Source organism: Novosphingobium sp. BL-52-GroH (assembly GCF_044813085.1).
In the GTDB taxonomy this organism is placed as follows: domain Bacteria; phylum Pseudomonadota; class Alphaproteobacteria; order Sphingomonadales; family Sphingomonadaceae; genus Novosphingobium.
In genome coordinates this window covers 397307-415771 of the sequence record NZ_CP171152.1, presented here as the reverse complement: position 1 = coordinate 415771, position 18465 = coordinate 397307, and the positions used below count along the sequence as shown (strand labels likewise).

At 66.2% G+C, this 18465-nt stretch carries 20 protein-coding genes; 9 read left to right on the top strand and 11 right to left on the bottom strand.

The annotated features are described in order from the left end of the window. Window positions 1-59 precede the first annotated feature (59 nt). A complete protein-coding gene (gene cobS / locus ACFFDA_RS14570; protein WP_404481217.1) occupies window positions 60-1052 on the top strand; it encodes a cobaltochelatase subunit CobS in 993 nt (330 codons plus the stop codon). Window positions 1053-1272: 220 nt separating this feature from the next. Continuing rightward, entirely contained in the window at window positions 1273-2298 is a 1026-nt protein-coding gene (locus ACFFDA_RS14565; protein WP_404481215.1) for a phosphatase PAP2 family protein, read from the top strand. On the opposite strand, the gene truA is transcribed toward ACFFDA_RS14565, so the two are convergent. Continuing rightward, the gene (truA, locus tag ACFFDA_RS14560) at window positions 2283-3029 is read right to left on the bottom strand and encodes a tRNA pseudouridine(38-40) synthase TruA (RefSeq protein ID WP_404481213.1); all 747 of its coding nucleotides are present in this window, start codon (window positions 3027-3029) and stop codon (window positions 2283-2285) included. The genes ACFFDA_RS14565 and truA overlap by 16 nt on opposite strands. A 100-nt stretch (window positions 3030-3129) precedes the next feature. Here truA and ACFFDA_RS14555 point away from each other — a divergent pair, with 100 nt between their 5' ends. Further along, window positions 3130-3654 carry a cupin domain-containing protein gene (locus ACFFDA_RS14555; protein WP_404481212.1) on the top strand — a complete coding sequence of 175 codons (525 nt, stop codon included), beginning with the start codon at window positions 3130-3132 and terminating at the stop codon, window positions 3652-3654. A gap of 72 nt (window positions 3655-3726) precedes the next feature. Here the strand turns inward: ACFFDA_RS14555 and fmt are convergent, their stop codons facing one another. Continuing rightward, on the bottom strand, window positions 3727-4635 hold the full coding sequence (gene fmt, locus ACFFDA_RS14550) for a methionyl-tRNA formyltransferase (RefSeq protein ID WP_404481210.1): 909 nt from the start codon (window positions 4633-4635) through the stop codon (window positions 3727-3729). Window positions 4636-4695: 60 nt separating this feature from the next. On the opposite strand from fmt, the gene recR reads away from it, so the two are divergent. From recR to rmuC, 3 genes are all read left to right on the top strand, one after another. Then, window positions 4696-5292: a recombination mediator RecR gene (gene recR, locus ACFFDA_RS14545; protein ID WP_404481209.1), complete on the top strand. Its 597-nt coding sequence runs from the start codon at window positions 4696-4698 to the stop codon at window positions 5290-5292. A 64-nt stretch (window positions 5293-5356) separates the two neighbouring features. Next, entirely contained in the window at window positions 5357-5926 is a 570-nt protein-coding gene (gene def, locus ACFFDA_RS14540) for a peptide deformylase (RefSeq protein WP_404481207.1), read from the top strand. Window positions 5927-6009: 83 nt separating this feature from the next. Further along, window positions 6010-7560, top strand: coding sequence for a DNA recombination protein RmuC (gene rmuC, locus ACFFDA_RS14535; RefSeq protein WP_404481205.1), 1551 nt, complete (start codon window positions 6010-6012; stop codon window positions 7558-7560). Window positions 7561-7927: 367 nt separating this feature from the next. Here the strand turns inward: rmuC and ACFFDA_RS14530 are convergent, their stop codons facing one another. The 8 genes from ACFFDA_RS14530 to ACFFDA_RS14495 all read right to left on the bottom strand — a co-directional run bounded on the left by ACFFDA_RS14530 (window position 7928) and on the right by ACFFDA_RS14495 (window position 13797). Further along, window positions 7928-8326: an META domain-containing protein gene (locus tag ACFFDA_RS14530; protein WP_404481203.1), complete on the bottom strand. Its 399-nt coding sequence runs from the start codon at window positions 8324-8326 to the stop codon at window positions 7928-7930. A gap of 66 nt (window positions 8327-8392) precedes the next feature. Further along, window positions 8393-9241, bottom strand: a complete 849-nt coding sequence (locus ACFFDA_RS14525) for a TrmH family RNA methyltransferase (protein ID WP_404481201.1) — start codon at window positions 9239-9241, stop codon at window positions 8393-8395. A gap of 19 nt (window positions 9242-9260) precedes the next feature. Next, window positions 9261-9539 (bottom strand): HPr family phosphocarrier protein, encoded by a 279-nt coding sequence (locus tag ACFFDA_RS14520; RefSeq protein WP_404481199.1) that lies wholly within the window; start codon window positions 9537-9539, stop codon window positions 9261-9263. Next, window positions 9536-9940 (bottom strand): PTS sugar transporter subunit IIA, encoded by a 405-nt coding sequence (locus ACFFDA_RS14515; RefSeq protein WP_404481197.1) that lies wholly within the window; start codon window positions 9938-9940, stop codon window positions 9536-9538. Before ACFFDA_RS14515 ends, ACFFDA_RS14520 begins: the two co-directional genes overlap by 4 nt. Window positions 9941-9988: 48 nt before the next feature. Further along, the gene (gene rapZ, locus ACFFDA_RS14510; protein WP_404481195.1) at window positions 9989-10939 is read right to left on the bottom strand and encodes an RNase adapter RapZ; all 951 of its coding nucleotides are present in this window, start codon (window positions 10937-10939) and stop codon (window positions 9989-9991) included. A gap of 74 nt (window positions 10940-11013) precedes the next feature. After that, window positions 11014-11442 (bottom strand): HPr kinase/phosphorylase, encoded by a 429-nt coding sequence (locus ACFFDA_RS14505; protein WP_404481193.1) that lies wholly within the window; start codon window positions 11440-11442, stop codon window positions 11014-11016. Next, window positions 11439-13034 carry a stimulus-sensing domain-containing protein gene (locus ACFFDA_RS14500; protein WP_404481191.1) on the bottom strand — a complete coding sequence of 532 codons (1596 nt, stop codon included), beginning with the start codon at window positions 13032-13034 and terminating at the stop codon, window positions 11439-11441. The genes ACFFDA_RS14505 and ACFFDA_RS14500 overlap by 4 nt, the downstream gene beginning before the upstream one ends. Then, entirely contained in the window at window positions 13027-13797 is a 771-nt protein-coding gene (locus tag ACFFDA_RS14495; RefSeq protein WP_404481189.1) for a response regulator transcription factor, read from the bottom strand. The genes ACFFDA_RS14500 and ACFFDA_RS14495 overlap by 8 nt, the downstream gene beginning before the upstream one ends. 262 nt (window positions 13798-14059) lie before the next feature. Here ACFFDA_RS14495 and ACFFDA_RS14490 point away from each other — a divergent pair, with 262 nt between their 5' ends. Continuing rightward, window positions 14060-15661 (top strand): phosphoenolpyruvate carboxykinase, encoded by a 1602-nt coding sequence (locus ACFFDA_RS14490; RefSeq protein ID WP_404481187.1) that lies wholly within the window; start codon window positions 14060-14062, stop codon window positions 15659-15661. Window positions 15662-15883: 222 nt separating this feature from the next. Here the strand turns inward: ACFFDA_RS14490 and ACFFDA_RS14485 are convergent, their stop codons facing one another. After that, complete coding sequence (locus tag ACFFDA_RS14485; protein WP_404481185.1) at window positions 15884-17077, bottom strand: acetyl-CoA C-acyltransferase; 1194 nt, start codon at window positions 17075-17077, stop codon at window positions 15884-15886. A 454-nt stretch (window positions 17078-17531) separates the two neighbouring features. On the opposite strand from ACFFDA_RS14485, the gene ACFFDA_RS14480 reads away from it, so the two are divergent. Together ACFFDA_RS14480 and ACFFDA_RS14475 are read left to right on the top strand one after the other, a co-directional pair. Further along, a complete protein-coding gene (locus ACFFDA_RS14480; protein WP_404481183.1) occupies window positions 17532-17906 on the top strand; it encodes an NADH-quinone oxidoreductase subunit A in 375 nt (124 codons plus the stop codon). Continuing rightward, window positions 17903-18463, top strand: a complete 561-nt coding sequence (locus ACFFDA_RS14475; protein ID WP_404481181.1) for a NuoB/complex I 20 kDa subunit family protein — start codon at window positions 17903-17905, stop codon at window positions 18461-18463. The genes ACFFDA_RS14480 and ACFFDA_RS14475 overlap by 4 nt, the downstream gene beginning before the upstream one ends. Window positions 18464-18465 lie beyond the last annotated feature (2 nt).

Below are 18465 nucleotides of genomic sequence, written 5' to 3'. Positions count from 1 at the left end.
CAGCCCCGGTCCAAACCCTGTTGCGGTGCCGCGCCCGGTCCATTAGGCGATAGCCTGCAATGACAGAATCCAAGATCCAGACCGCCGAGAACCGCGACGCCACCGTCCTGGCCGCTCCCGACATCGAAGTCGACGTGCGCGAGACCTTCGGGATCGACATCGACATGAAGGTCCCCGCCTTCTCGGTGGCGGACGAACGCGTGCCCGACCTCGACGAGACTTACGTGTTCGATCCGGACACCACGCTCGCGATCCTGGCGGGCTTTGCCTACAACCGCCGCGTGATGGTGCAGGGCTACCATGGCACCGGCAAGTCGACCCACATCGAGCAGGTCGCCGCGCGCCTCAAGTGGCCGTGCATCCGCATCAACCTCGACGCGCACATCAGCCGCATCGACCTGATCGGCCGCGACGCGATCGTCCTGCGCAACGGCATGCAGGTGACCGAATTCCGCGAGGGCCTGCTGCCCTGGGCACTCCAGCACCCGGTCGCGCTGGTGTTCGACGAATACGACGCCGGCCGCCCCGACGTGATGTTCGTGATCCAGCGCATCCTCGAGACCGAGGGTAAGCTGACCCTGCTCGACCAGAACCGAGTCATCCGCCCGGACAAGCACTTCCGCCTCTTCGCCACGGCGAACACGGTGGGCCTGGGCGATACCTCGGGGCTCTATCACGGCACCCAGCAGATCAACCAGGGCCAGATGGACCGCTGGAACATGGTGGTGGCGCTCAACTACCTGCCTGCCGGTACGGAAACGGCGATCGTCGCCGCCAAGGTACCGCAGATCGATGCGGGCACGATCGCCAACATGGTCAAGGTCGCCGACTTCTCGCGCCAGGGCTTCATGAATGGCGACATCTCGACGGTGATGAGCCCGCGCACGGTCATCACCTGGGCGCAAAACGCGGCGATCTTCAACGACGTGGGCTTCGCCTTCCGCCTGTCGTTCCTCAACAAGTGCGACGAGACCGAGCGCATGCTGGTGGCCGAATACTACCAGCGCGTGTTCGGGCAGGACCTGCCGGAAAGCGTCGTCGCCAAGGCCTGATATACGGGGCTCCGGCCTGACGGAAAAAGGCGCGCTTCCTGGCGGAGGCGCGCCTTTTTCGTAGGCGCGCGAATCTTTTCCGCCAAGCAGGGGGCCGCCAAGCAGGGGGGCGTGCGGGCCGATTGCGATGCCGGCTCCCATTCGGTTCATCCACCCTTAAGCGGGAGTCGGGCTGGTCTCAGCCTTGTCCGTCCGCCCACGTTCTCCTGGAAATACCGAAATGTCATCGATGCGGCCATCCGGCCCCATGCCCGCCGCAGTCGCCGTCGTGCGGCCGCAAGCGACGCCCATCCCGTCCCTTGCCGAAGACAAGCAGTCCGCCCGGCCCTCGATCCGCCGCCACCTGCTGGTGGCCCTGCTGCTGACCCTTGCCCTGTTCGCGGCGCTGATGCACCTCGCCGAACTGCAGATCGATCCGCGAAATCCGGGGAACATCCCTATCTATCTGGCGGGCACGGCCTTGCTGACCCTGCGCTTCGGCCTGCCCTGGACCCGATGGCGCCACGCCGCGGCGCTCGCGGATTTCTGTGAATACGTGGCGATCTTCACCCTGATCTCACTGATGGGGGCCAGCATGAGCTACCCCGTCGCGGCTCTGACCCATGGCTATGCGGACGTCGCGCTGCAGCGGATCGACGCAGGCCTGGGGTTCGACTGGCTGTACTGGTATCGCCTCGTCGCCGCCCATCCCCTGCTCCAGGCGCTGGGCACGGTGGCCTATCGCAGCATCTACGTCACGCCCGCACTGCTGCTGTGGTGCGCCGCGCGGTCCGGACAGCGCGAGCGGGCCTATACCTTCATCGCGGGGTTCTGGCTGGCGACCGTCATCACTCTGGCCCTGTTCAGCCTGATGCCGGCGGTCGGCCCGTTTTCCCATCTCTGGCACGCGCCGATAGCCTACATGCCCGAAAGCGAGCTGTGGCAATCGGGACTTATCCCGGCGCTGCGGGCGCACGAGGTCCATTTCGTCGATCTCGGGCACTTGCGCGGCATCGTGTCGGCGCCCAGCTTCCACACGGCCGCTGCGGTTCTCTACGTCGTCGCTGTCTGGCGCATGGCCGCGCTGCGTTGGCCCATCGTGGCGCTCAATGCGGCGATGCTGTTGTCCACCCCGGTCGAGGGTACGCATTATCTCGTGGACATGATTCTGGGCGTGCTGGTGGCGGGCGTCTCGCTCGGCCTGATCGCGTGCTATGAGCGACTGCTCGCCCGCCGCGGCGGCGCGGCCGGTCAGCTCTCGGGATAGACCGCGCGCACGAAGTAAAGCCCGTCCGGCGGGGCGTTCAGCCCCAGCGCCTGCCTATCCCGCGCCGCCAGGGCTTCGGCCACCTGCTCCTCGCGCCAGCGCCCCATGCCGACGAGCGCGAGGCAGCCCACCATCGAGCGAACCTGATGGTGCAGGAAGCTGCGCGCTTCCGCTTCCACCAGCACCATGCCGCCTTCGCGCCGCACCGCGAGCCGGTCCAGCGTCTTGAGCGGCGATGCCGACTGGCAGTGGGCCGAGCGGAACGTCGTGAAGTCGTGCCGGCCCACCAGCGCCTGCGCGGCCCGGTGCATCGCCGCCGCGTCCAGGGGTTTGGTGACCTGCCAGGCCTTGCCGCGCTCCAGCGTCAGCGGCGCGCGGCGGTCGGCGATGCGATAGACATAGGCGCGGCCGATGCACGAGAAGCGGGCATGCCAGTCGTCCGGCACCACCGCGCAGTCGAGCACTGCGATCGGGGCAGGGCGCAGCAGGGCGTTCAGCGCCTCCATCAGCCTGAACGGCGCGAACGGCTTTTCCACCTCCACATGCGCCCGCATCCCCAGCGCATGGACGCCGGCATCGGTGCGCCCGGCCGCGTGCATGACGACTTTCTCGCCGGTGACCGCGAAGGCAGCATCCTCGACCGCCTGCTGCACCGAGGGGCCGTGGGACTGGCGCTGCAGGCCCATGAACGGGCCGCCGTCGAATTCGAGAGTGAGCGCGAAGCGGGTCATAACCGCCCCGCCGATACAGGACTGGCGCGCGGGTTCAATGGGCTTGGCGAAGCGGGGCGCCGATGGCACCATCCTCGCCTGACCGGGAAAGGAGCCGAAAATGGCCGACCAGCAACGCCCCCGCTTCGAGATATTTCGCGGTGCCGAGGCGCCGACGCTCGATGATTGCGCCTGCATGACCTACGAAGGCGAGACGCCGAACCTGGCGGCCGCGCAGCCCCGGATTGCCGAGGCGATGGCGGTACGCGGCGAATATGCCGACGTCCCCTATCGCCGCGAGGGCATGAGCCTGGCGCGCCTGTGGGTGAAGAGCGGTTTTCCCTTGCCGCTCCACAGCCACGATTGCGACTGCCTATACTACGTCGTCGCCGGATCGATCCGGATGGGCACCGAATCGCTTGCTGCAGGCGACGTTTTCTTCGTCGGCAGCGAGGTGCCCTATGCCTATACCGCAGGCCCGCAAGGGGCCGAGGTGCTGGAATTTCGCACTACCGATCGCTTCAACATCAAGGTCAGGGACAAGCCGGTGGCTGCCTGGGAGAAGCTGGCGAGCACGCTTTGCGAAAACCACGAACGCTGGGCCGACGAGCCGCCTCCGGTGCGCATCATGCCCGACAAGGCGTAGCGGTCGTCCTGTTCAAGCGGCACCGGCTCAAGCCTTGTGCCGATTCCTCTGCAAGCGGACAGGCGCTAAAACTTACCCCAATCGCGTCCCCGCCGGAATCGGCCGACCGCGCAGCAGTTCGGCCGCCTCCATCGCCGGCTTGCCCGCACGCTGAACGCGTCCGCAACGGATCGCGCCGACTCCGCACGCCACCGTCAGCGCATCGTCGAGCGTCGTGCCGGGCTCGCCAATGCCCTCGACGACTTCGGCCGCCAATACCTTGTAGCGCTCGCCATCCAGTTCGAAGAAGGCGCCGGGCACCGGCATGAATGCTCGGACCTGACGCTCCACCGCCTCGGCGCCTTGCGTGAAGTCGAGCCGGGCCTCGGTCTTGTCGATCTTCTTCGCATAGGTCACCCCGTCGTCGGGTTGGCGGACGGCACGATGCACGGCGAGGTCCCGCAGCGTGCCGATCAGCAGCTGCGCGCCCCGGTCCGCCAGTTCGGCGGTCAGTTCGCCGGTGGTCTTGCGGTCGACGGTGGTGCGCAAGGTCGCCAGCATCGGCCCGGTGTCGAGCCCTGCCTCCATCTGCATGATGGTGATCCCCGTCGTCGGGTCGCCGGCCAGGATCGCACGATGGATCGGCGCCGCCCCGCGCCAGCGCGGCAGGATCGAGGCGTGGATGTTGAGGCACCCAAGGCGCGGCGCGTCGAGCACCGCTTGCGGCAGGATCAGCCCATAGGCCGCGACGACCGCGATGTCCGCCTCCAGCGCCGCGAAGGCAGCCTGCTCGTCTGCTCCTTTCAGCGAAACCGGGTGGCGCACCTCGATCCCGCGCACTTCGGCTTCCTTGTGCACGGGCGAGGGGGTCAGTTCCTTGCCGCGCCTGCCGCCCGGACGCGGCGGCTGGGTATAGGCGGCCACGACCTCGTGCCCGGCCTCGACCAGCGCGACCAGCGCGGGCACCGCGAAATCGGGTGTTCCCATGAAGATGATGCGCATGATGTGGGGAACTCTCCGACGGGCTTCCTAAGGACAGGCGCAGGCCCTATCTCCCGTTCCATGGCATCGCAAGAGATCGAGACGCTGACCGCCGCCCTGTCGCGCCTGCCCGGGCTCGGACCGCGTTCCGCGCGCCGGGCCGTGCTGTGGCTCATCAAGCGGCGTGAGACGGCGCTGGTGCAACTGGTCGAAGCGCTCGGCGCCGTTCGCGAGGCGCTCGTCGAGTGCGGGACTTGCGGCAATGTCGATACCACCGACCCCTGCGCGATCTGCGCCGATCCGCGGCGCGATGCCCGTTCGCTCTGCGTGGTCGAGGAAGTGGCCGACTTGTGGGCGCTCGACCGCGCGCGGCTGTTCACCGGGAAATATCACGTCCTGGGCGGCCGGCTTTCCGCACTGGACGGCGTCCGCCCGGAAGACCTTGCCATCGACGGCCTCATCCGTCGCATTGGGGCGGGCGGGATTGACGAAGTGGTGCTGGCGATGAACGCAACGCTGGAAGGCCAGACCACCGCGCACTACATCGCCGAGCGTCTCGAGGACTTCCCGGTCCGGGTCACCCAGCTCGCCCACGGCCTGCCGGTCGGCGGCGAACTCGACTATCTCGACGAGGGCACTCTGGCTCAGGCGATCCGCGCGCGCAGGCCGGTCGCCTGATCCGATTGCAGTGATCGGCGCGCGCAATCTTGCGAAATTGCCGCAGCGGGATTATCTGGCCGGAATGGCTATCCGCGAAATCCTCGAAGTTCCCGATCCGCGCCTCAAGCAGATATCGGTCCCCGTCGAAACGTTCGACGACGCACTGCGTACCCTCGTCGCCGACATGTTCGAGACGATGTACGCCGCTCCCGGCATCGGCCTGGCGGCGATTCAGGTCGGCGTTGCGCAGCGCGTCCTGGTGATCGACCTCCAGCCCGACGACGAGGACGCGGAGCCGGAAGTCTGCCATTCGCATGGCGACCATCACCACACGCACCAGCCCACCAAGAAGGAACCGCGGGTCTTCATCAACCCCGAGATCCTCGATCCCTCGGACGAATTCATCGTCTACCAGGAAGGCTGCCTCTCGGTGCCCGAGATCTTCGCCGACGTGGAGCGCCCCTCGCGGATTCGCGCGCGCTGGCAGGACCTCGACGGCACCGTGCACGAAGAGGACATGGAAGGCCTGATGGCGATCTGCCTCCAGCACGAGATGGACCACCTCGAAGGGATACTATTCATCGACCACCTGTCGCGTCTCAAGCGCCAGATGGCGCTGAAAAAGCTGGAAAAGCTGCGCAAGGCGGCCTGAATACCGCCCCCGTTTGCGGGAGGGGCGTGGAAAACTGGGCTGCGGGACTGGCGTTCCTGAAACGTTCCGTTTAGGTTCGGCTTATGGAACCTGTCGTCGCCACGATTCTCGCTCTCGTCATCGGCCTTGCCGCCGGTTGGTTCTTCGGTTCGCGCCCGGTGGTGCAATGGCGCCTCCAGGCCGAGGCACGGGAACGGGAGGCGCGCGAAGGCGACGCCAAGTACCTGAGGACGTTCGCCGACCTCGAAGCCGCGCGCGAACGCGCCAGCCGGGCGGATGCGCTGGGCCAGACGCTGGAACGCACCCGCGCCGATCATGAGGCGGTGTGCGAACGCCTGCGCCAGGAAGGCGCTGCGGCGGCCGACCGCGCGCGGTCGGAACTGACGGCGATCCTCGAAAAAGGTCGGGGCGAACATGCCGCAGTGGTCGAGGGGCTGCGCCGCGAACAGCGTGAACTCGCTTCGGAACTGGCGACGCTCCGCGAAAAATCCGCCAATTTCGACGAGCAGAAGCGCCTGCTGATCGAAGCGCAGGAAGCATTGCGCAAGGAGTTCGAGAACGCCGGGGCCAAGGTGCTCGAAGGCGCGCAGGAAGTTTTCCTGCGCCGCGCCGGTGCGCGCTTCGAAGAGAGCGAGAAGGCCAATGCCGAACGCATCCGCCTGATCCTCGCGCCGGTGGGGGATCGCCTCAAGAGCTACGAGGAACAGGTCGGGGCGCTCGAAGCCAAGCGCATGGATGCCTTCGGCCAGCTCAATGGCCAGATCGAGGCGCTGCGCGTGGGTCAGGAGCAGGTGCGGGCGGAGGCCGTGCGTCTCGGCAATTCGCTGCGCAACGCGCCCAAGGCGCGGGGGCGCTGGGGTGAGCAGCAGCTCAAGAACGTCCTCGAGCAGTGCGGCCTGACCGAGCATACAGACTTCGAGACCGAGCAATCGGTCAACACCGAGGAAGGCCGCCTGCGTCCGGACGCGATCGTGCGCATTCCGGGCAACAAGCAACTCGTCATCGACGCCAAGGTTTCGCTCAACGCCTATCAGGATGCCTTCGAGGCCGAGGACGAGACGCTGCGCGCCGCGTTCCTCGATGCCCATGCCGCCTCGATGCGGAACCACATCCAGACGCTGGGCAACAAGAGCTACCAGAGCCAGTTCGAGAACGCGCCCGACTACGTTATCATGTTTGTCCCGGGCGAGCATTTCATCGCTGCCGCCCTTGAGCATGATTCCGGGCTGTGGGACTATGCGTTCGACCGGCGCGTACTGCTCGCCAGCCCGACCAACCTTGTCGCCATCGCGCGGACCATCGCGCAAGTCTGGCAGCAGGAAGGACTCGCCCGCGAAGCACGGGAAATCGGCAAGCTGGGCAGCGACCTTTACGACAGCCTCGCCAAGACGCAGGACGACCTCGGCAAGGTCGGCATGCACCTGGGCCGCGCGGTCAACAGTTTCAACGACTTCGCTCGTACTTATGAAGGCAACGTGATGAGCCGCGCGCGGCGTTTGAGCGAAAAGCACATCAAGATCGGCAAGCGCGAGATTTCCGACGAAGTTCCCCTTGTGGAGTCCGCTCCGCGTTTCGCCGAAGCCGTCGGCCGGATCGAGGAGCAAACCGAGGATAGGGCCGAGGCGGCGGAATGAATTGGGCCGTCCAGGGCTCTTACCGGAGAACGGGTGCAGCGGCTTGGGAACGCAGCCGGCAGCGTAAGTGGTGTATGTCGGATGGGTTGTTCGGCACTCGAAGCCTTCGGCGCACCGCGTAGGCCGGGTCTCGCGTCCTGCGCTACGCTACTCCAGAAGCACCTAACGGGGACACCGCCGGGTTCCGTCCATCGGGGAAATTCGGGTCGGAGGTTCATCGCCGGTCCCTGTCCCGAGCCTTCCCGATCCGGGATGGCCTGAGGCGTCAACCGAACCCTATGAGCCTGACCCAGCGAGTTCCGGTTAGGCGCGTGCGGTGCTCGAGCATTTCCAAGGCGTGATGCGTCAACAGCGTAGCGGCTTGGGATCAATGGCTTTCGACGCGCACCAGTTCGGCGGTATGGCCGCTCGATTTCAGCGTCATCCGATCGCCTTCCACGGCCACGCGGGGGGTGGCGACGACGAGGGCGTTGACGGCGTTGCCCTGGTGCCACGACGGATCGGCGCAATCCTTCTCGCTCTGGTCGAGGGGGCCGGCGACGAGGCGGTCCGAATCGATGCGCCAGGGGCCGCCAAGGCTGCTGCAGCCGACGTCGATGCCGATCCGGCCATCCGCGAAAGTGATGCCGGAGGCTTGCGAAACGGGGCGCTCTCCGTCGATCCGTTCGAAACGCCAGCTGCTCTCGGCCAGGTGCGAATGGTCGCGATTTTCGGAACATCCGGCGAGAAGCGCGGGGCAGAGGAGAAAGGCGAGTCGTCGGATCACCCGCTCACCTTGCCACACGGCAACTGAGGATCGGATGAACGACCGCTGCCGGATTTTACGGTGCGCTCAGGTCTTGCGCAGGTGCGCGAGCGCTTCGTAGGCAAGTACCGCACCGGCGACGGCGGCGTTGAGGCTGTCCGCGCGGCCGAGCATCGGGATCGTGACGCGCAAGTCACAGGCTTCTTCGTAGGCGGCGGGCAGGCCTTGCGATTCGTTGCCGACCATGAGGAAGCAGGGCCCGGCATAAGGGGCCTCGCGATAGTCGGTCGGATCGCGCAGCGAGGCCGCGACGAGTTGGCCTTCGCCGGCGCGCAGCCAGCTTACGAATTCGTCCCAGCGGGCGATCACCAGCTTCTGGGTGAAGATCGCGCCCATGCTCGCTCGCACTGCCTCCACCGAGAAGGGGTCGGCGCAGTCGTCGATGAGGATCAGCCCGCCGGCACCGACGGCGTCACCGGTGCGCAGCATGGTGCCCAGGTTTCCGGGGTCGCGCAGGGCTTGCGCCACCAGCCAGATCGGTGAGGCGGCGCGGTCGAGGCCCGCCAGGCTTGTGTCGAACTCAGTAAACACGCCCGCGACGGCCTGGGGGTTGTCCTTGCCGGTGACCTTGGCAAGGATCTCGACGTCCATCTCGACGACTTCGCCGCCAGCCGCCGTCACTGCGTCTTCGAGCGCATCGAGCAGCGGGTGCGGGTCGCGGCCGATCGCCATGACCAGCATTTCCGGCACGATACCGCATTCTCGCGCATCGGTGAGCAGGCGCAGGCCTTCGGCGAGGAAGCGTCGTTCGCGCTTGCGATGCTTCTTGTCGCGCAGCGAGCGCAGAAACTTGACCAGGGGATTGGAAAAGCCGGTGATGGTGCGGCGCGAGCTTTCGTTCGGCCAATCTTGCGAGGACACGTCTTTCGGGGACACGGAAATCAGTTCGCCTGCTTCACTCTTCGCCGAAGCCATCGCGCACGAGGCCGGCGAGGACTGCGAGCGCATCTTCGGCGCCGTCGCCGGAGCAGACGATCTCGATCGTATCACCCTTCGCCGCGCCAAGCATCATCAGCCCGAGGATCGATCCACCGGCGGCGCTGGTGCCGTCCTTGGTGACGTTGACGATCACGGTTGCCGGCAGTTCCGCAACGTGGTTGACAAACTTGGCGCTGGCGCGGGCATGGAGGCCGCGCTTGTTGACGATGAGGACCGAGTCGCGACAACCGATCATGCGTCCTGCCCCAGATATTCGCTGGCGATGGTGATGTAGTTGCGCCCCGCATCGCGCGCGGCGGCGACCGCCTCGCGCACCGGCATGCAGCCGCGCGCCTTGGCAAGGCGGATCAGCATCGGGAGGTTGATGCCCGCGATCACTTCGACCTTGCCGGCCTGCATCAGCGAGATGGCGAGGTTGGAGGGGGTGCCGCCGAACAGGTCGGTCAGGACGATCACGCCTTCGCCGCTATCGACCTTGACGATGGCGTCGGCGATCTCCGAGCGGCGGCGTTCCATGTCGTCGTTCGGGCCGATACAGACGGTCGCGACGTCGGCCTGGTCGCCGACGACGTGCTCCATCGCGTGTACGAACTCCTCGGCGAGGTTGCCGTGGGTAACCAGAATCATGCCGATCATGCCGGGAGGACGCTCCGAAATTCCTGCAATCGCGCCCGGGCGCTGTCTTCATTTTTCACGCCGCAGACCTCCTTCCAGAAGATCGGCTGCCCGCGAGCCCAGGTTGCGGTGCAGCAATGTGGGCGAAAATCCGGATTGACGCAAGGCCGCTGCGATTTGCTCCGCAGTAAACACGGAGCGGTGTCTCCCGCCGGTACAGCCGAAGGCGATATGGACGTAGGCCTTGCCCTGGAGGCGATAGCGCGGAAGCAGCATCAGGACGAGGTCGCGGATGCGGGCAAAGGCTTCCGCGTAGGACGGGTCCTTGCGGATATAGTCGCCCACCGCCGGGTCCTGCCCGGTCTGCGGGCGCAAGTTCGCATCCCAGTGCGGGTTGTCGAGGAAGCGCATGTCGAAGACGAGGTCGGCGACCGGTGGCATCCCGCGCGAAAAGCCGAAGCTGGAAACGGTTACGATCAATTCGCCCGGTTCGCTGGAGGCGAAGCGCTCGCGAATCACCCGCTGCAGGTCGTTGGAGGTGAACTCGGTGGTGTCGATCAGCATGTCGGCCCAGCGACGCAGCGGGGCGAGCAGTTCGCGTTCTGCCCGGATGCCGGTGGAGACGGGCGAATCTCCCGCTAGGACATGGCGGCGCCGGGTCTCGTTGTAGCGACGCTCCAGCTCGTTGCTGGCACAGTCGAGGAACAGGGTGGTCAGTTCGATGTCGCGCCGTTCGGTGAGGCTCTTCACCTGACCGATGACCCGTTCCGGGTCGAAGCCGCGAGTGCGCGAATCGAATCCGATCGCGAGGGGGGTGGGGTCGACTCCGGCGCCGTCGGGTGCGCCGTCGATCAGGGCATCAAGCATGCGGATCGGGAAATTGTCGACGATTTCCCAGCCCAGGTCCTCCAGCACGCGCAGCGCCGTGGTCTTGCCCGCGCCCAGCATTCCGGTGACCAGCAACACGCGCTGGCGTCCCGGTCCCGTTTGTGGCGCTGCTTGCGATGTCGGTCCGTTCATTCCGCTTCATTCCCCATCCGGCCTCTCTGCGCGCAGCGGGCGCGAAAGGGAAGGGGGCGAAAGATGCGACGCCCTTATTGGGACAATCCGTAGCGACGCAGTGCCAGTTCGGCCTTTAGCGCGAGCGATCCACCCGCGGGCCAGAGGCGGACCAGCGGCAGTTCGATGCCGTCGATGCCTATGCGTTCGGCCTCCTCGATATAGCGCGGGGCCTCGGTATCCAGCACCAGGACCAGCGCCACCGGGGCAGCCTCGATGCAAGGGAAGGGCAGGAGGCCCAGGTTGCGCACTTCCAGCAGGCCGCGGGTATTGGGATGGGGCCGGGCGACGAGACGGGTCGCTTCGATTTCGAGCATCACCGCGTCATCGCCGACCAGCATTGCGCCGCGATCGAGGAGCGCGAGGGCGAGGCTCGATTTGCCGGTGCCGGGCGGTCCTTCGATAAGCAGCGCGCGCCCGTCGATGGCGACGCAGGTGGACTGCCGCGAGGTGGGCGCGCTCATCCTTCCGGCTGCCACGCCGGGAGCGAGATGACGAGGCGCGCTCCCGGGCCGCCATCGGTGCGGTCGGTGGCGACCAGCCTGCCGTAGTGCGCCTCGACGATGGTGCGCGCGATCGCGAGGCCGAGGCCGCTGTGCTTGCCGAATTCCTCGCTGGAAGGCCGCAACGAGTGAAAGCGTTCGAAGATGCGTTCGCGGGCGACTTCGGGAATGCCGGGGCCATGGTCGGCGACCGCGATCTTCACGCGGTTGTCGACCCGGCTGAGGGAGACCTCGATCGCCCCCCCGGGCGGGGAGAACGACACCGCGTTGTCCAGCAGGTTCTGCAGCACGCGCTCCAGCCTGGGCGCGTCGCCGGCGACGGTCAGGTCGGCGCCGTCCGCGCCGATCCCGTCCTCGCGGATGATGATGACCGGGCAATCGCCGTTGACGCCGCGCTGGTCGCGTTCGGCGACGAGGGCGCGCACGAGTTCGTCCATGCCGAAGGGTTCGAACGTGGTGCGGCTGAGCTGGGCGTCGATGCGGCTCGCGTCGGCGATCTCGGTGACGAGGAAGTCGATCCGGCGCACGTCGTCCTGGGCGATGCCGATGAGCTGGCGGCGCAAGTCGGGCTGCTCGACGCGGTCGAGGCTTTCGAGAGCGCTGCGCAAGCTGGTGAGCGGGTTCTTGAGTTCGTGCGCGACGTCGGCGGCGAAGCTCTCCACTTCGTCGATGCGCTGGCGCAGGGCGCCGCTCATGTCCGAGATGGCGCGGGCGAGCAGGCCGACCTCGTCGCGCCGGTCGGGCAGTCGGGGGACGACGACGCTGCGATCGCGGCCGAGGCGCACGCGCACGGCCGCGCGCACCAGCTTGCGCAGCGGCTCGACGATCGTGCGCGCCAGGAACAGCGAAAGCAGGATCGACACACCGAGCGCGCCGCCGACGATGATGGCCAGCGTCTGGCGCGCCATGCGCACGTTCTCGGTGATGTCACGCGCGTTGCGGGTGGCGAGCAGGGCCCAGCCGTCGCGGCCCACCGGCGTGGCGGCGATGATGACGGGGGTGCGGTCGGGAGCGGCCTTGTGGTTGATGAGTGTCTCGCGGCCGGAAAGCGCAGCGGCGACTTCGGGCCAGGCCGCGGCATCGCTGCGGAGCGGGTCGCGATAGTCCGGTATCGGTGTCGCACCCAGGATGAAGTCCATGCCCCGGTCGAGCACGCGCGCTGCGTCCTGATACCAGGGCTCGCTTGCCGGATCGATCAGCGCGTAGGACGGTCTCGCCAGTGCGAAGCTGTCTCCCACGAGATGGCCCGAGGGGTCGAACAGGCGCAGGCGCAAGTCCTGCTCGGTGCCGATGCGGGCGATCAGCGCCAGGCGGCCGGGAACGTTCTCGTCCGCGAGAGCATCGGCGGTGATCTCCGCTTCCGACTTGGCGAGGCGGTAGCGTTCGGCGAGCAGTTCGTTGCGATAGCTGTCGATGTAGAACAGCGAGCCGGCGAGCAGCGCGAGCGCGATCACGTTCACTGCGAGGATGCGCGCGGTGAGCGAGATGCTCCACGACAGCCCCAGTCGCACGGCGACGCGCGGGCGCGGCTTGGCACGGGTCCTTTCAGCCATCGGTGAAGGAGTATCCGGCGCCGTAGAGCGTGTCGATCGCGGCGAATTCCGGGTCGACCGCGCGGAACTTGCGGCGCAGGCGCTTGATGTGGCTGTCGATGGTTCGATCATCGACATAGACATCGTCGCTGTAGGCGGCGTCCATCAACTGGTTGCGGCTTTTCACCACGCCCGGTCGCAGGGCCATGGCCTCCAGGATCAGGAATTCGGTGACGGTGAGCGAGACCGGCCTTGCGTCCCAGGTGACCTGGTGACGCGCCGGGTCGAGCGTAAGGCGGCCGCGCACGACCGGGTCGGGCAGGTCGGCGGGGGCCACCTCCTCGGGTTCGGCCCGGGCCAGTTCGCTGCGCCGCAGGATGGCGCGGATGCGCGCGACGAGCAGGCGCTGGCTGAAGGGCTTGGCGATGTAGTCGTCCGCTCCCATCGCCAGCCCCAGCGCCTCGTCGGGTTCCTCGTCCTTGGAAGTCAGGAAGATCACCGGCAGGCTGGACTGCGCGCGTAGGGCCTGGAGCAGGTGGAGCCCGTCCATGCGCGGCATCTTGATGTCGAAGATCGCGAGGTCCGGGGGGTTCTCCAGCAGTGCCTTGAGCGCTGTCTCGCCATCGGCATAGACGCGGGTCGCGAACCCCTCGGCGTGGAGGCCGATCGAGAGCGTCGTCAGGATGTTGCGGTCGTCGTCGACCAAGGCAATCGTTTGCTGGCGCGCGAGCGCGGAAACCGGCGTCTCGTCCGGCGAGGCGGGGGGAGCGGGAGCATCGGCCATGGGCGCGCGCAATTTCCCTTATGCTACATGGAGCGATGCTGCCTAGCGGCTGCGGACGCGGATGACAATCGGCGGCCAGACGGTCCAGTGCGTTGCTCCTTCGCGATTAAAACTCGCCTGAACAGATCCTTGACGGTTCCAATTGCTACCAATTTGACGGAAAAGAGACTGCTACCTATTTCGTGGCCCGATTCTTGCGCAGGAATCGCGAATGCGTCAGCGGGAATACCCGTAACGACGCCATCTTTTGGAGGAGATGACATTGACCACTTCGCTAAGCTATCCGCTCGACAAACAGGGCATTGAGACGAAGGCTCAGATCTTCGCGAACCTCGGCACGGCCCCCCTGGTCGAGCATGCGGTGAAGAACGGCGAGGGCGTGCTGTCGGCAGACGGCCCATTCGTCGTCGCCACCGGCAAGCACACCGGCCGCTCGGCGAAGGACAAGTTCATCGTCAAGGACGCCGAGACGGAATCGACGGTCTGGTGGGGCAAGACGAACGTGCCCATGACCCCGGAGCACTTCGCCGCCCTCAAGGAGGATTTCCTGGCCGCGCTCGCCGCGAAGGATACCCTCTACGTGGCCGACCTGTTCGGCGGCTCTCAGCCCGAGAACCGCGTCAACGTGCGCGTCGTCAACGAATTCGCCTGGCACAACCTGTTCATCCGCACCCTGCTCGTGCGTCCGACCGAGGATGAACTCGCCGGCTTCGCGCCCGAGTACACGATCATCGACCTGCCGAGCTTCCGCGCCGATCCCGAGCGCCACGGCTCGCGTACCGAAACGGTGATCGCGGTAAACTTCTCCGAGAAGCTGATCCTGATCGGCGGCACCGCCTATGCGGGCGAAATGAAGAAGTCGGTCTTCGGCATCCTCAACTACCTGCTGCCGGTGAAGGGCGTGATGCCGATGCACTGCTCGGCGAATATCGGGCCCGACGGCGACACCGCCGTGTTCTTCGGCCTGTCCGGTACCGGCAAGACCACGCTTTCGGCCGACGCCAGCCGCACGCTCATCGGCGACGACGAGCATGGCTGGTCGGACACCGCCGTGTTTAACTTCGAGGGCGGCTGCTACGCCAAGATGATCCGCCTGTCCGAAGAGGCCGAGCCGGAAATCTACGCCACCACCCGCCGCTTCGGCACGGTTCTCGAAAATGTCGTGATCGATCCCGTGACCCGCAAGATCGACCTGGAGGACAACTCCCTGGCCGAGAACAGCCGTGGTTCCTATCCGATCGACTTCATCCCGAACTGCTCGGAGAAGAACCTAGGGCCGGTGCCGCAGAACATCATCTTCCTGACCGCCGACGCCTATGGCGTCCTGCCGCCGATCGCGCGGCTGACACCCGACCAGGCGATGTATCACTTCCTCTCGGGCTATACCGCGCGCGTTGCCGGCACCGAGATCGGCGTGACCGAGCCGGAAGCGACCTTCTCGACCTGCTTCGGCGCCCCGTTCATGCCGCGCCACCCGTCGGTCTACGGCAACCTCCTCAAGGAGCGGATCGCCAAGGGCGGGGTGAAGTGCTGGCTGGTCAACACGGGTTGGTCCGGCGGCAAGGCGACCATGGAAGGCATCAAGCGCATGCCGATCAAGGCTACCCGGGCCCTGCTCAACGCCGCGCTCGACGGCAGCCTCAACGCCGCCGAGTTCAAGGAAGACCCGAACTTCGGCTTCGAAGTCCCGGTTGCCGTCGCCGGCGTGGACAGCAAGCTGCTCGACCCGCGCGGCGCCTGGGCCGATCCGCTCGAGTACGATCGCACCGCGCAGACCCTGGTGAAGCAGTTCATCGACAACTTCGAACAGTTCGAGGAGCATGTCGACGAAGGCGTGCGCAAGGCGGCCCCGGTCGCCGCCTGAGCGGTCTCGCATGACAACAGGGAAGGGCTCCGGAGCAGTGGTTCCGGGGCCCTTTTCTTTTGGCGGAGTTCGGTGGAGCAGGGAAACGGCCCACGCTGCCGCTGCCGCTTTTCTTCATTCCTTCGGAACAGGGAAGAACGCGGAGTCGTCAGGCCCCACCCCAAACGAAAACCCCCGCCGGTGAGGGCGGGGGTTCGCGTAGTTGCCGGTCGGGCCCGCGTGTCAGGCCAGTTCGATCGCCACGGCCGTGGCCTCGCCACCGCCGATGCACAAGCTGGCGACGCCCTTTTTCAGGCCCTTTTCCTTCAGGGCGTTGACGAGGGTGACGATGATGCGGGTGCCCGAAGCGCCGATCGGGTGGCCCAGGGCAGTGGCGCCGCCGTGGATGTTCACCTTGTCGTGCGGGATGCCGAGGTCGTGCATGGCAAACATGGCGACGCAGGCGAAGGCCTCGTTGACCTCGAACAGGTCGACGTCGGAAAGCTGCCAGCCCACCTTGTCCATCAGCTTGGTAATCGCGCCGACCGGTGCGGTGGTGAACTTGGCGGGCTCCTGGGCATGGGCGGCTACGCCAACCACGGTGGCGATCGGAGTCAGACCCTTGGCTTGCGCCACGCTTGCCCGGCTCAGCACCACGGCGGCGGCGCCGTCCGAGATCGAACTGGAGCTGGCGGCGGTGATCGTGCCGTCCTTTGCGAAGGCGGCGCGCAAGGTCCTGATCTTGTCGGGGTTCCCCTTGGGCGGCTGCTCGTCGGTGTCGACCACGACTTCGCCCTTGCGGCTCTTGACCGTCACCGGGACGATCTCATCCTTGAAGGCGCCGGTGGTGATCGCTTCCTGCGCACGGCGCAGCGACTCGATCGAGTAGTCGTCCTGGTTCTCGCGGGTGAGCTGGTATTCGTCCGCAGTGACCTGGGCGAAGGAGCCCATCGAGCCGCCCTCGTAGGCGTCTTCCAGGCCGTCGAGGAACATGTGGTCGTAGATGGTGTCGTGGCCGGCGCGGGCACCCGAGCGGTGCTTCTTGGAAAGGTACGGCGCGTTGGTCATCGATTCCATGCCGCCGGCGATGACGACGTCGAGCGAGCCCGAAGCCAGCGCCTCGGCACCCATGATAACCGTCTGCATGCCAGAACCGCAGACCTTGTTCACCGTGGTCGCCTGGACGGACTTGGGCAGTCCGGCCTTGATCGCGGCCTGGCGCGCAGGGGCCTGGCCGAGGCCCGCGGGCAGGACGCAGCCCATGTAGATGCGCTCGATGTCGTCGCCTGCCACTCCCGAACGTTCGACGGCGGCCTTGACGGCAGTGGCACCCAGATCGGTTGCAGAAACGTCCGCGAAGACGCCCTGGAGCCCGCCCATCGGCGTGCGCGCATAGGAAAGGATGACGATCGGGTCTGATGCGGAGATCTGGGCCATTTAGTATGCCTTTCGCACTGGAACTAGTGAGACTTGACGACCGGATAATGTTGCGATGCGTCAATTGCAATGATGCGACGCTTTTACGACGGATCGGGCAACCACTTCATCGCCGTCCCGGGTTTTCCAACTGGCGGGTCGAGCCCGTCGGTCACCAAGATGGGAGCCCCCGTCGAATTGCCAAGTGATGTCGCGATCGTTTCGCAATTACCTCGCCCATGGTTGCGAAAATCGCCGAGGACAATTGCGGATTTCTGCACCGTCCGGCTCATGTCCGGAAATTCCGCGGGGCAAGGGCAGATGCGTGTTGCAATGCAACGCAGGTAGGACATTTTATCATATTGAACACCTTGCAGCGCCTCCGGCCGTGGCCTAAGAGCGCGCCAACTTGACGGCTTTCGCCCATGACCCTTCGAGTCCGTCAACGTCGCATCCGGTATGAGGCACGAGACCATTGACCGATCTGTCACAATACCTGCCGATTCTGATTTTCCTGCTGGTCGCGGTCGGACTCTCTTCCGTCCTCGTGTTCCTGCCGATGGGCGTCGCGCGCCTGACCGGCACGCACCAGCCTAGCGAAGACAAGAACAGCGAATACGAATGCGGCTTCCCCGCGTTCGAGGACCCGCGCAGCCAGTTCGACGTACGCTTCTACCTGGTCGCGATCCTGTTCATCATTTTCGATCTCGAAGCCGCCTTCCTGTTCCCCTGGGCCGTCTCGCTCAAGATGACCGGCTGGGCCGGTTGGCTGACGATGATGGTGTTCCTCGGCGAACTGGCCATCGGCCTCGCCTATGCATGGAAGAAGGGAGCTCTGGACTGGGAATGAGCACGCTCGTCAACAGCGCCGGACAGCCTCTGGCCCCCGCAGGCGGTGCGATCACCGCGCCCGATCAGTCCTTCTTCAAGGACCTCAACCAGGAGGTCTCTGACAAGGGTTTCCTCGTCACCAGCACCGAGGAGCTTTTCCAGTGGGCCCGTACCGGCTCGCTGTGGTGGATGACCTTCGGCCTAGCCTGTTGCGCGGTCGAGATGATCCACGTCAACATGCCCCGCTACGACATGGAGCGCTTCGGCGCCGCGCCGCGCGCTTCCCCGCGCCAGTCGGACGTCATGATCGTGGCCGGTACGCTGTGCAACAAGATGGCCCCGGCCCTGCGCAAGGTCTACGACCAGATGTCGGAGCCCAAATACGTCATCTCGATGGGCTCGTGCGCCAATGGCGGCGGCTACTATCATTACAGCTACTCGGTCGTGCGCGGCTGTGACCGGATCGTGCCAGTGGACATCTACGTGCCCGGTTGCCCGCCGACGGCGGAAGCGCTGCTCTACGGCGTGATGCAACTGCAGCGCAAGATCCGCCGCGTGGGCACGGTCGAGAGGTAAGG